Here is a 12,472-nt window from a genome sequence, read left to right as displayed (position 1 = left end):
TGTTGCTGTTGCTGTTGCTGTTGCTGTTGCTGTTGCTGTTGCTGTTGCTGTTGCTGTTGCTTCTGAGCCTGCTCTACAATCTTTAGGTTCTTCTTCGCATAAGCATGTTCAGGGTTGCTTTCGAGAATACGTTGATACTCTTTTATCGCTTGGTCGTACTTACCTTGCTTTGCTTGTGCATTGGCGAAGTTGTAGCGAGCATCTTCGCCAGAAAGACCTTGTAGCGTCTGTTCGGCCGCTTCGAAATCACCGGCTTTGTATTGCGCGATGCCTTTCCATTCTTGTTGTTCGAATTGTTCTGCGGCTTGTTGAAAGTCCTCATCTTGATACAACTGATAACCCACTTGGTCATCGGTTTTCCAAGGATTTGCAAACGCAGTATTCGGTTGGCTGAACGAGACAAGTACAGCTAGGCCACACCAAATGACCCCTTTTCGAAATAGCCCAAGTGCAGGAAGTAACAGAAACGGCAATAACCAGAAACCGTTGTTCACTCTGGTGTTGAGTGAGTTATTGGTTTTAGTCACTTCTGATGTTGTCGCAACTCGGTCGAGGTAACTTGCGATGTGTTCAACGTCTGAGTTATCCAATTGCAATTCAGTGAATGTGCCGCCAGAGCGACGAGTCAGGTCGCGCATATTGTCTACGTTGGTTTTCGCAACCACGGTTTGTCCTGAGTCGGTCTGTAACATCGAACCTGTAGGTAACGAGATCGGCGCGCCGCTTTCCGTACCTACAGCCAAGACTGATAACGTCCAATTACTACCAGAGAGTAGCGAGTCGATATCTTTCTTCTCTTGACCATCAATATCATCAGCAATCAGTACTAGATCGCCTTGGTAGATATGAGCACGAGTCATCATCTCAATCGCAAGCTTAACTGCCGATGCTGCATTGCCGCCTTGGAAGGGCATGATATCTGGTGATAGGTTGGGTACGAGGTTCTTGATGGTGTTGATGTCAGACGTTAGCGGACTGATGGTGTAAGCATCTCCGGCGTATGCCACCATTCCCGTTAGGCCTTCTTTCCAGAGTGATAGTAGATCCAAAGCTTTGTATCGCGCCTGTGTTAAACGGTTTGGTTTAATGTCAGTGGCATACATAGACATCGACATATCCATGATCACAACTCGCGCCTGTGTTTTTTCAAAGCTTGGTTGTTCATTTTTTTCAAAGCTTGGACCGGCCAATGCGATGACACCGACCAACCACCAAACACCGAAATAAGTGCCGCGGTTTTTCGATGGCTTGCTCGATTCAGGAGCCAAATAACGGGCGATGTGTGACGCTAATAACCCTTGCTTGGATTGTCTCTTGCTAAGCCACCAAATAGCGGGCAGCACGGCAAGAGCCAAGAACCAATATGGGTAGATAAAAGTAAAGTTAGACATTGTTTCTCCTAATGGCTAACAGCATAAATGCGAAAAACATTGCCGCCAACAGTGGCCAGACAAACCACTCTTGTTGTGGTCGCCAGATCTTAGTGGCGTTCGTCACGGGCTCTAACTGGTTGATGGTGTCGTAAATCGTTGCCAGCTCTTTGCTGTCACGCGCACGGAAGTACTGACCGCCAGTGCGTTTGGCGATTTCCGTTAGAGTACGCTCATCCAAGTCTTGAGCAGTATTGACCTTACGAGTCATGAAGAACTCTTTGACCATCATTTCACCCGCACCGACACCCACGGTGTAAATCGTCGCGTTGTACTTCTTAGCAATATCCGCGGCTTCTAGTGGATCTAATACGCCTGCGGTATTGCTGCCGTCACTGAGTAGAATCATCACACGCTGAGGGGCGTCACTGTCGACAAAGGTTTTGGTGGCAAGGCCGATACCATCACCAATCGCGGTTTGAGTACCAATCAGCTTTAACACAGCCTGATTGAGTTGTTGTGAAAGCGTGTCTCTATCTAACGTCAGTGGCGTCTGCAGATAGGCGTGATCAGCAAATAGCACCAATCCGATTCGGTCGCCTTTTCGTCGCTCAATAAAGTCACTCAATACATGTTTCACCGCAGATAAGCGATCGATGTATTCGCCATTGAACTGCATGTCTTCTTGGCTCATCGAGCCGGAGAGGTCGACAACCAACATCAAGTCTCGGTGTTTTGGCTGAAACTCAACCGGTTCACCGTACCAAACTGGACGTGCCATGGCCGTTACCAATAAAAGCCAGATGATGACCGACAACGCCTTGGGTAAGCGACTGCTCGGTGTTTTGGTATTGCTGTCCTCGGGTAGAAATGGAAGCCTTAGGGCATTGTTCGATTCCGCCTTAGGCGAGAGCAAGTAAACAAGGATTGGCAATGGCGCTAGGAAAAACATCCACCACCAAACAAACTCGATATTTAGTAAGCTCGTGTTTAAAAGATCAGTCATAACGACCTCGCTTTGGAGGAAGGGCTTTACGAAGCCAGATTTCGCAGTCGTTAACCAATTGCTGTTGAGCCTTTTTCTGTTCGTCGGTCATTAAGGTTGCATCTTGGTAGAGCGCTTGTTGCCATTGCGATTGTTTTGCGGCGAACAAAGGTTTTGCCAATTGCGCATCTAAGAACGTCAACCAATCATCACCAGATAAGCCTGCCACTTTTTCGCGTGGGAAATAGCTTAGTGCTGCCTGACGAACGATGTCTTGAGCTGCACTCGGAGACAAGGTATTTGAAGGCTGACTATCACGAAAGCAAGCAAGTGCTTCGTTCTTCGCGTATTGGTTCTTTTGTCTTTTGTTTACAATGAAAAATACTAAGGCGATCAGAACGATGGCCGTGATAATGATTAACCACCAACCCCATGCCAAAGGCCACCATGACGGTGCGCTTGGCGTAATAATAGGGCTCAAGTCGAGAGGTTGATTCATGACTGAACTCCTGATACTTGGCTCATTAACGATTGCGCACAAGACAATGAACTGTATGGGATCGCCAAAGAAAGGCTCATTTGCATAAGCTGTTGTTGCTTCTGATCAAATGCGTGACTGAGCTTTTCCTTTTCCTTGCTTGATGAAAAGTTAAACCATTGCGTTTTATTGCCGTCGGTGATCTGTTTTGAACCTTTGAAAGCAGTGACACCTTGCTCTAATGGATCGTAAAAATGCACCAAGCGAACCCGATTATGTCGACGTATTTGATTGATAAGTGAGTAATTACTTTCGCTATAACGAACAAAATCACTGAGCATAATGATATCGCTGCCTTTCGGGCAAAGCTGATGAAGAGACTTCAGCCCATGCTCTAAGGTTGTGTTGCTGTGATTGTTTGGGTTAGTCAGCGCTGCGTTATTGATTTCTATGACTTTTTGTAAAATACGCAGCGGAGCGTGGTTGCTAGCACTGGGTTTAATCTCAATGATCTCTTGGCCAGTATCGATCACTGCACCAATACGGTCTTTTTGAGCGACGGTTAACCAGCAAAGTTGGCTGGCAAAGTGTGCGAGTTGAACCGATTTAAGCAACAAGGTTGAACCGAAAATCATACTGCTCGACAGATCTAAGAACAAAATCACAGGCTGTTCTCTTTCTTCAGAAAACAGTTTGGTGTGCGCCTTGCCTGTTCTCGCCGTGACGCGCCAATCAATGCTGCGGATATCGTCGCCCGCCTGATATTGACGAACCTCAGAGAAATTCATCCCGCGACCTTTACGATTGCTTTCGTGCTGGCCGTTAAGTTGCGACCACAGGCTCTTGGCTGGAGGCAACCAGCGAACAGACTGCGCTTTGTATTGCAGCAGTTCGTCCAGGTTTAACGTGACGCCGTCACTATGGTTGGGTAATTGATTCTTCATGCGCGTATCCCTATGCGCTACCAACCAACGAGAGAAGGTGTGCGATCACTTGGTTTGCAGTGACCCCTTCGGCTTGTGCGTGGTAGCTACGAAGCAGGCGGTGACGCAGTACAGGGAACGCCATCGCTTGAACATCTTGTGGAGTGACGTAATCTCGTCCTGCAAGCCAAGCGTGAGCGCGGGCACAACGGTCTAACGCGATGGTTGCACGCGGGCTAACACCCATGTCTAACCATTGATCAAGCTGGTCGCTGTATTGCTTAGGTTGGCGCGTCGCCATTACCAATCTGATGATGTACTGCTCAATGGTGTCTGCCATGTGAATGTTGAGCACTTCTTGGCGAGCTTCGAAGATAGTTTGTTGAGAAATAGGCTCTGGTTGAACTGGTTGATTGCCTTGAGCTTCGCCTCTGTTTAGGCGCAAAATCTCCAGCTCACTTTCCATGTCTGGATAAGCCACTTCTAAATGCAGCAAGAAACGGTCTAATTGAGCTTCTGGTAGCGGGTAAGTGCCTTCTTGCTCAATTGGGTTTTGCGTTGCCATTACCAAAAACAAATCGGGTAAGACATAGGTTTTTCGTCCCGCCGTCACCTGCTTCTCAGCCATCGCTTCTAGCATTGCGGCTTGCACTTTCGCCGGAGCACGGTTGATCTCATCCGCTAGAATAAGTGAGTTGAAAATCGGGCCAGATTGGAAAGTGAATTCTCCCGTTTCTGGACGAAATATATCGGTACCCGTTAAATCAGCAGGTAACAAATCTGGCGTGAATTGAATGCGGTGGAAGTCTCCCTCGACACAGTCAGCCAATGATTTTACTGCGCGAGTTTTTGCTAGCCCGGGAGGCCCTTCAACGAGGATATGACCATCGGCCAAAAGGGCTATCATCAGCTGCTTAACAAGCTCTTTTTGACCAATGATTTGAGACTCTAGATAGTTTTGAAGGACTTCGAAATTTGTTTTGTGCATTTTGGACTCTCTGGGTATCCATTTGATTTTTATTTTGAGTATTGGTCACTGATTACTAGAAAAAAGTTCCAGTACGTTTGTGGAATTTATTTTTTCAAAATTGGAATTATTTACAAGCGGTTAACGAGAAAAACCCACTAAGCCATGGTTTGTACCATATCAATCGTTTTTTATATATCAAAGCTTCATTGGTCTGTCGTTAAGTGAGCTTCGTGGAACCTTATTGTCCAGATAATTAAAATGAATGGTTACGTTTTACTGCATTAGTCTTGCTTATAGTTTTCTCTATAGAAGAATGATTGCTTTGTTTCACCATGCTTACAAATTTTTGCGAAATACCTCTCTAGTTTGATGGTGTTTGGCCGATATATGGTGGAGAGAGTGCACTACTGGTTTAAGTGCACCAAAAAATCCTGTTCAGGATATATAAATAACGAGCGATTCTTTTTAAAGGTCCAAATATGTTGAAAACTAACTCTCTGAGTATTAAACAAAAAGTTGTACTTGGAATTACCTTCGCAGTTCTTGCATCAACGGTGATTGTCGGTGCGATGGCACAAAAGCAAGCAAGAGATGTTTTGAGTCATCGATTAGTCGATATTGAGCTTCCGGGAATGTTAGAGCGAATTAATGGTGAAATTGACCGTGAAGTCTCTCAGCTATTGTTAGCTGCAGAACAAATTGCTTCGAATGAATTCATTTTTGACGCTATCGAATCGACCGATCGTGATGCCGTCTTAGAGAACAAGCTAGTAAAGCAATTGAACAATGTTCGTAACCAATACCAGCTAAATGATGCCTCGGTAGCAAACCGTCAAACGGCCTACTACTGGAACCAAGATGGCTTCTTGCGTCAACTCAATCAACAGCAAGATGGTTGGTTCTTTGGCTTTACGCAATCTGGCCAGCAGACAATGGTCAGTATGTTCCAAGAAGCGACAGGTGAAGTGAAAATGTTCGCTAACTACCAACAACCTTCTGGTTTAGCGATGTCTGGCTTATCGAAATCGATGGGTGACATGGTAAGTCTACTCAATAGTTTTAAGATCGAAGATACCGGTTTTGTTTTCTTAACGAATAGCCAAGGTGATGTTCAAATTCATCGCGAACGTTCGCTTAGTGATTCATCACTTCAACAACTTTACGGTCCTCAATCTAGTCAGTTGTTAAGCAAGTCAGGATTTAACCTGATTACAACGGAACATAAAGGACAAGAGTTGTTTGTCGCGAGTTTGTATGTGCCGTCAATGGATTGGTTCGTTGTTGGTGAAGTTCCGACGAGCGAAGTTTTTGCTGAGCTTGATGCAACGGCTAAACAGATGCTGATCATGACCGCTGTTGTAGCGTTAATCTTTATTCTGATGGGCGTGGTGCTAGCAAACAGTATTACTCAACCGATTAAACTTTTGGCTAAGCGATTCGGTGACCTTGGCGAAGGTGACGGTGACCTTGCTCAGCGTATCGAAGTGAAAGGCAACGATGAAATTGCACAGCTTTCAAAGGGCTTTAATGGATTCATCGAAAAGATTCACGAGTCGATGAAAGAGGTGTTTTCTACAAGCCAAGCACTTCAAGTCGCGGCTGAGAGTGTTTCTAATAAAGCACACATCACCCACGACAATAGCCAAGAGCAACGAGATCAAACTCTTCAGGTAGTTGCTGCCATTAACCAGATGGGTATGACAATCAGCGAGATTGCATCGAATGCGGCAACGGCTGCGGAAACGGCAACACAGGCTTCAGGCAATACTGAAGTAGGCCGATCTGTGGTAAATAAAGCAAAAGACGCGATCAGCCGTTTAGCGCAAGACATCGAAAGTACAGGTCAAGTGGTAGAGCAGTTGGCTTCAACAACTCAAGACATTGGCTCTATTTTGGGTGTAATTCGTGACATCTCTGAACAAACCAACCTACTAGCTCTGAACGCTGCTATTGAAGCTGCGCGTGCGGGTGAACAAGGTCGTGGTTTTGCCGTGGTAGCCGATGAGGTTCGTAACCTAGCAAGCCGTACCGCAGATTCTACGGAAGAGATTCAGAAGATGATCAACCAACTGCAAAGTGATGCTAAAGATGCCGTAACGGCGATGAGTGCAGGTAAAGTGATTACACTTGAAGGTGTATCGGCGTCGGATGAAGCGGTGGATGTATTGGGTGGTATTTCAGACCGTATCGTTGATATCACTGATCGTAACACTCAAGTGGCAACGGCAACGGAAGAGCAATCAACCGTAGTCCACACCATCAACCAGAACATTGAAGAGATCAACGCGATCAACGAAGTGACGACTGGAACCGCAGAGCAGCTTGCTGAAGCGAGCCAAGAACTTCAACAGCTTTCTTCTCGTCTAGATAAGATGGTTGGCTCGTTTAAGCTTTAATAGCGGATAAACTTGCAACACTTACATTGGAGCCGGATTCATTTCACGTGAATCCGGCTTTTTTACGTCTGATGCTGCTTGTTACGTTTGGTATCGCTTTTTACGTTGAACGTCGCCATTCAAACCGCAGCTTTGCATTTAAGCTGACGTTCACTTGATCTGGTTTCGGGCTTTGCACCTAATCGCCCTAGCATCATAGAGCGTAAATGAGTAAAATCTCGCTAGGTTTAATATTTAGGTAAGTATCATGAGCGATTTTGAAAAAGAACTAGAGCAGATGACTCAAGAGATGGGCGATGAGCCTGAAGTGAAACTTCCATCACTTGAAGAGCAAAAAGCGATCGTTGCTGAATTTAAGCGACTAGAAGCGGAAGGCAAACTGACACCTGAAGTGTTAGAACAGCATTTTGGCCAGTTCAATAAAACAAGTGATACGCCAATTCACTAAGTTATTTACTACGATTGGTATTAAAGTTGAGCAAGCCTATATCTTTATCGTATAGATAGGGTGGCTTTTAGCTCCAACAGATAAAGGTCTAGCATTCGCTAGGCCTTTTTTGTTTTTATACTGAACAGACAACAGACAACAGACAACAGACAACAGACAACAGACAACAGACAAAGCGCGATCTATTTAATGAAAGTAAAACTCGTTGTCAGAAAATGAGAAATCCCCCTTACAAGGTAAGAGGGATTCGATATGGGCAAGTTATATCCTAAAAAGACGAACCGATTAGTCGGTGCCGTACTCTTTGTACAAGCGACGACATGCTCTACCATCGCTATGGAACAAGTGACAACGGTGTGCAGGAATACCAATCGCTAGCTTGTCACCAGACTCAATCGTCAACGTGTCTGGCTGGCGATAGATAACGTCAGCATCGGCACTGTCGAGGTTTAGGTAAACTTGTGTTTCGTTACCGAGCTTCTCGACCATCAACACATCAGCTTCAATCGTCGCATCACCTGTTTCAGCAGACAATAAGTGCTCAGGACGAACACCTAGAGACATACGGTCACCAGCGTTGACAGTCGTGCCATCAACTGGGATCCAGAAAGTCATGCCGTTTGAAAGTTGTACCAATACGCGTTCAGCTTCAGCTTGTTCGATGTGAACCGACATAAAGTTCATTTTTGGTGAGCCAATAAAGCCAGCAACGAAACGGTTTTGAGGATAGTGGTAAAGATCAAGAGGTTTACCCACTTGAGAAACAAAACCACCATCAAGCACAACGATTTTATCCGCCATTGTCATCGCTTCAACTTGGTCGTGTGTTACATAAATCATGGTACAGCCCAGTTGACGCTGTAGCTTGGTGATTTGTGAACGCATTTGAACACGAAGTGCTGCATCCAGGTTAGATAGAGGCTCATCAAGTAGGAATACGTTTGGTTGAGAAACCAAAGTACGACCAATCGCAACACGTTGACGTTGACCACCAGACAATGCTTTAGGTTGACGTTCAAGAAGGTGACCAAGCTGAAGGATTTCTGCAGCATGTTCAACACGCTTGTCAATTTCAGCTTTATCGGCGTTTGCCAGTTTAAGACCAAAAGACATGTTGTCGTAGAGATTTAGGTGAGGGTAGAGCGCGTAAGATTGGAATACCATACCTACACCACGTTTTGATGGCTCAACATCGTTCATGCGTTGATCACCAATGTACAAATCACCAGACGTAATATCTTCTAGACCTGCGATACAGCGTAATAGCGTCGATTTACCACAACCTGATGGTCCAACGAATACTACGAATTCACCTTCGTTGATGTCTAAGGTTACGTCCTTAGAAATCTGTACATCACCATATGATTTATAAACGTTTTTTAACGTGACACTCGCCATCTAGCTTGTCCTCGATCGATCAAATTTTAAGTTTTACTGCTTATCATTATAAGGAATTTTTGGGTCAGCAGTAACTGTAGGAATTGGTAAGTATTGAGTGAGTAAGAAAAAAGTGGGTGGGACTTGAATTCTTTAACCAAGCCCACCCGTCATAGCCAAACTGGTGCCTATTTCCCCCACATCCAGCTAAATCTCCCCCGTGATTCAATCACAGATTTAGCTCGATGCTTAATAAAGACAACAGCGGGCAGTGAAGCCAACTAAATGAAGAATGCGTCAACGCATAACATTCGCTGGTAAAGGGTTCTTACTATCCACTCTTGGATGAATGCAGTTTCGGTGAATTCGCGTAATGGTACATCCTCCCAATAGAAAATTAACTAGGGGGAGTAGGAGGGGAGGAGTAGATAAAGGGGGTTATCTATAACTGGCGATCCAGTTCAAATAAATCCACCGCATAACGGTGATGTGGATCACGATGAGTATCTACTTTGTGACTTCGCTCGCCAATCTTACCGGATGACGATCACGAAATTAGGCCATAATAGCTAGGGCGTAGTGGCTAGGATGATGAGCTGTCATTGATTTTCTCAGATCATAGCCTCCGAAAACTGGCTCGTCTTAATTGAATGCGCCCTACGTATAAATATAAAAAGGATATTGACATGAAAAACGCTCTAAGCGCTGTAGCTCTAGGCACAATCGTTGCTCTGGGTTCTTTTGGTGCAAACGCTGCTATCGAAGAAGGTCAACTAACTATTTGGGTTGGTGGCGACAAAGCTTATGAAGGAATGGCTGAAGTAGGTAAACGCTTTGAAGAAGATACTGGTGTTAAAGTAACCGTCGCTTTCCCAGACAAACTAGAAGAGAAATTCTCTCAGGTTGCAGCAGCTGGCGATGGCCCAGACATGATTTTCTACGCACACGACCGTTTTGGTGGTTTTGCTGAAGCAGGTCTTCTTGTTGATATCAAACCTTCTAAGGAAACTAAAGAAGGTATCGTAGACTTCGCATGGGATGCTGTTTCTTACGAAGGTAAAACAATCGCTTACCCAGTCGCGGTTGAGTCAGTTTCTCTTATCTACAACAAAGCACTTGTTCCTAACCCACCTAAGTCTTGGGAAGAGATCCCTGCACTAAACGCTAAGCTTCAAAAAGATGGCAAGAAAGCAATCATGTGGCCTCTACGTGGTGGCGCTTACTTTACATGGCCTCTACTTGCAGCTGACGGCGGTTACGCGTTCAAGCAAACAGCGGAAGGTTACGACATTAAAGATGCAGGCGTAGCGACTGACGGTGTTCAGAAGTCTCTAGGTTTCATTGAGAAGATGGTAAAAGACAAAGTTATTTCTGCGGATATGGATTACTCAGTTGCTGAGTCTGAATTCGTAGCAGGTAACGTTGCAATGACAATTAACGGTCCTTGGGGCTGGGCAAACATCGAGAAAGCTGGCGTAGATTACGGCGTAGCAACATTGCCTAAGTTCAACGGTAAAGCGTCTAAGCCATTCGTTGGTGTATGGGCTGGTGGTATCAGCACCGCTTCTCCAAACCGTGATCTAGCCGTTGAGTTTATGGAAAACTACCTACTAACTGATGAAGGTATGAAGAGCTTGAACGACGACAAGCCACTAGGCGCTGTTGCTCTTAACTCTTTCCAACGTCAACTAGACAGCGACACTCGTATTGCAGCAACAATGGATAACGCGATGAACGGCGAAATCATGCCTAACATCCCTCAGTTCACAACATTCTGGTACAGCATGGAAGAAGCTATTGGCAACGTAGTTGATAGCCGTCAATCAGTAGAGCAAGCACTAAAAGGTGCTGAAGCTCGAATGACTAAGTAACAACCAAGCACTACCTTTTAAGGAGGGGGCAACCTCTCCTTACTTTTCTATTTTTATATCTCGTTAGCAGGTTCCTCTATGCAGTCAGTTCAAGGTTCAGATGCGATCCCGGCACCATCAAGCCTTCCAGGCAGTAAAAGCGTCTTCATCAAATGGGGGTTGCTTGGTAGTGTTGGCTTAATTAATGGCTACGCTACAATTTTAATGTATTCTCGCGGTGAGCTCGCATTTGCGCTGCTTACTGTGATTTTAACGGCTTTGGCTCTTTACATTTTTGGTAGTAAGAAAACTTACGCCCACCGTTATATTTACCCCGGTATTGCCGGAATGATCTTATTCATTCTTTTCCCACTGGCATATACCGTAGGGCTTGCGTTTACTAACTACAGCGCAAAAAACCAGCTCTCTCTAGAGCGTACTCAAACCGTTCTTTTAGACCGTTCATTCCAAAGCGGTGAAAGCTACCCATTCACTTTGTACAAAACAGATAACGGTCACCAGATCGTTGTGAAAGATGGCGACCAGCTGTTAGCAACTGATGTATTTTCTCTGGAAGGCATGACATCAACAGAGATGGACCTATCTGCAATTGACTCTGTACAAGGTGAAAAAGAGAAGATCAAAGCGATCATCCAAAATCGCTCTGTGATCAGTGGTGTCGATTTCCATCTGCCAAATGGTGATGACATCCGCATGAGCGGCTTACGTAAATTTGCTGCCGTTGCACCGCTTTACACTCTTCAAGATGACGGGGAAACGTTATACAACAATGAATCTGGTGAAATATTGAAACCAAACATGGAAGTGGGTTTCTACCAACCGGTTGACGAGAAAGGTGAGTTTATCGGTAACACCATTTCTCCAGGATTTGTTGTAGACATTGGTACAGCCAACTTTGAACGTGTTTGGAAAGATGACGGCATCAAAGAACCGTTTATCAGCATCTTTATTTGGACGGTTGTGTTCTCCATTTGTACGGTAGCCTTCACACTTGCAATTGGTTTGGTTCTGGCAAACGTTGTGCAGTGGGAAGAGCTGAAAGGCCGTGCTGTGTATCGTGTTCTACTAATTTTGCCTTACGCCGTACCAGCATTTATCTCGATTCTTATCTTTAAGGGCCTATTCAACCAGAGCTTTGGTGAGATTAACATGGTGCTTGAGAGTATCTTTGGTTTAAGCCCAAACTGGTTCTCCGACCCGATCTTAGCGAAATCCATGGTGTTGATTGTTAACACTTGGCTAGGCTTCCCTTACATGATGATTCTATGTATGGGTCTACTAAAAGCGATTCCTGAAGATTTGTACGAAGCGTCAGCAATCGATGGTGCTAACTTCCTTGATAACTTCAAGCGAATCACTTTTCCATTGATGATAAAACCGTTAACACCACTATTGATTGCAGCGTTTGCCTTTAACTTCAATAACTTTGTAATGATTCAACTATTGACGAACGGTGGCCCGAACATGATTGGTACTTCTGAGCCAGCGGGTTACACAGACTTGCTTGTAAGCTACACGTACCGAATTGCATTCGAAGGCGGCGGCGGTCAAGACTTTGGTCTAGCAAGTGCAATCGCAACGCTTATCTTCCTATTGGTTGGTGCCCTAGCGTTACTAAACCTTCGTTTCACTAAATTGACTCAAGATTAAGGAG

The 12,472-nt window shown here is 45.1% G+C and carries 10 protein-coding genes; 4 read left to right on the top strand and 6 right to left on the bottom strand.

What is annotated here, in order from left to right:
• From ACED59_RS01115 to ACED59_RS01095, 5 genes are all read right to left on the bottom strand, one after another.
• Positions 1 to 1,391 (bottom strand): VWA domain-containing protein (locus tag ACED59_RS01115; protein WP_371731353.1); only part of this gene is annotated, 1,391 nt, incomplete at its 3' end.
• Positions 1,384 to 2,376 carry a VWA domain-containing protein gene (locus ACED59_RS01110; protein ID WP_017096234.1) on the bottom strand — a complete coding sequence of 331 codons (993 nt, stop codon included), beginning with the start codon at positions 2,374 to 2,376 and terminating at the stop codon, positions 1,384 to 1,386. The genes ACED59_RS01110 and ACED59_RS01115, both read right to left, overlap by 8 nt.
• A complete protein-coding gene (locus tag ACED59_RS01105; protein ID WP_017096233.1) occupies positions 2,369 to 2,854 on the bottom strand; it encodes a DUF4381 domain-containing protein in 486 nt (161 codons plus the stop codon). Before ACED59_RS01105 ends, ACED59_RS01110 begins: the two co-directional genes overlap by 8 nt.
• Positions 2,851 to 3,777, bottom strand: coding sequence for a DUF58 domain-containing protein (locus tag ACED59_RS01100; RefSeq protein ID WP_029223170.1), 927 nt, complete (start codon positions 3,775 to 3,777; stop codon positions 2,851 to 2,853). The genes ACED59_RS01105 and ACED59_RS01100 overlap by 4 nt, the downstream gene beginning before the upstream one ends.
• A 10-nt stretch (positions 3,778 to 3,787) precedes the next feature.
• Positions 3,788 to 4,744 carry a MoxR family ATPase gene (locus ACED59_RS01095; RefSeq protein WP_017096232.1) on the bottom strand — a complete coding sequence of 319 codons (957 nt, stop codon included), beginning with the start codon at positions 4,742 to 4,744 and terminating at the stop codon, positions 3,788 to 3,790.
• A 461-nt stretch (positions 4,745 to 5,205) separates the two neighbouring features.
• Between ACED59_RS01095 and ACED59_RS01090 the strand changes: the two genes are divergently transcribed.
• Both ACED59_RS01090 and ACED59_RS01085 read left to right on the top strand, forming a co-directional pair.
• Positions 5,206 to 7,122 carry a methyl-accepting chemotaxis protein gene (locus ACED59_RS01090; RefSeq protein WP_017096231.1) on the top strand — a complete coding sequence of 639 codons (1,917 nt, stop codon included), beginning with the start codon at positions 5,206 to 5,208 and terminating at the stop codon, positions 7,120 to 7,122.
• Positions 7,123 to 7,369: 247 nt separating this feature from the next.
• The gene (locus ACED59_RS01085; protein WP_009845810.1) at positions 7,370 to 7,570 is read left to right on the top strand and encodes a chromosome segregation ATPase; all 201 of its coding nucleotides are present in this window, start codon (positions 7,370 to 7,372) and stop codon (positions 7,568 to 7,570) included.
• A 285-nt stretch (positions 7,571 to 7,855) separates the two neighbouring features.
• Here the strand turns inward: ACED59_RS01085 and malK are convergent, their stop codons facing one another.
• Positions 7,856 to 8,968, bottom strand: coding sequence for a maltose/maltodextrin ABC transporter ATP-binding protein MalK (gene malK / locus ACED59_RS01080; RefSeq protein ID WP_009845809.1), 1,113 nt, complete (start codon positions 8,966 to 8,968; stop codon positions 7,856 to 7,858).
• Positions 8,969 to 9,633: 665 nt separating this feature from the next.
• Here malK and malE point away from each other — a divergent pair.
• Both malE and malF read left to right on the top strand, forming a co-directional pair.
• The gene (malE, locus tag ACED59_RS01075) at positions 9,634 to 10,818 is read left to right on the top strand and encodes a maltose/maltodextrin ABC transporter substrate-binding protein MalE (RefSeq protein ID WP_017096230.1); all 1,185 of its coding nucleotides are present in this window, start codon (positions 9,634 to 9,636) and stop codon (positions 10,816 to 10,818) included.
• A gap of 78 nt (positions 10,819 to 10,896) precedes the next feature.
• Positions 10,897 to 12,468: a maltose ABC transporter permease MalF gene (gene malF / locus ACED59_RS01070; RefSeq protein ID WP_017096229.1), complete on the top strand. Its 1,572-nt coding sequence runs from the start codon at positions 10,897 to 10,899 to the stop codon at positions 12,466 to 12,468.
• Positions 12,469 to 12,472: the final 4 nt, after the last annotated feature.

The sequence above is a fragment of the Vibrio sp. FF266 genome (genome assembly GCF_041439695.1).
GTDB lineage: Bacteria > Pseudomonadota > Gammaproteobacteria > Enterobacterales > Vibrionaceae > Vibrio > Vibrio tasmaniensis_A.
Note: the sequence above shows the minus strand (reverse complement) of the source record. Positions and strands in the feature narration are given on the sequence as shown.

Excerpts from the sequence above, each read along its gene's own strand:
- malK (WP_009845809.1), bottom strand. The coding sequence starts at position 8,968 with ATGGCGAGTGTCACGTTAAAAAACGTTTATAAATCATATGGTGATGTA.
- ACED59_RS01095 (WP_017096232.1), bottom strand. The coding sequence starts at position 4,744 with ATGCACAAAACAAATTTCGAAGTCCTTCAAAACTATCTAGAGTCTCAA.
- ACED59_RS01105 (WP_017096233.1), bottom strand. The coding sequence starts at position 2,854 with ATGAATCAACCTCTCGACTTGAGCCCTATTATTACGCCAAGCGCACCG.
- ACED59_RS01085 (WP_009845810.1), top strand. The coding sequence starts at position 7,370 with ATGAGCGATTTTGAAAAAGAACTAGAGCAGATGACTCAAGAGATGGGC.
- malF (WP_017096229.1), top strand. The coding sequence starts at position 10,897 with ATGCAGTCAGTTCAAGGTTCAGATGCGATCCCGGCACCATCAAGCCTT.
- ACED59_RS01100 (WP_029223170.1), bottom strand. The coding sequence starts at position 3,777 with ATGAAGAATCAATTACCCAACCATAGTGACGGCGTCACGTTAAACCTG.
- malE (WP_017096230.1), top strand. The coding sequence starts at position 9,634 with ATGAAAAACGCTCTAAGCGCTGTAGCTCTAGGCACAATCGTTGCTCTG.
- ACED59_RS01090 (WP_017096231.1), top strand. The coding sequence starts at position 5,206 with ATGTTGAAAACTAACTCTCTGAGTATTAAACAAAAAGTTGTACTTGGA.
- ACED59_RS01110 (WP_017096234.1), bottom strand. The coding sequence starts at position 2,376 with ATGACTGATCTTTTAAACACGAGCTTACTAAATATCGAGTTTGTTTGG.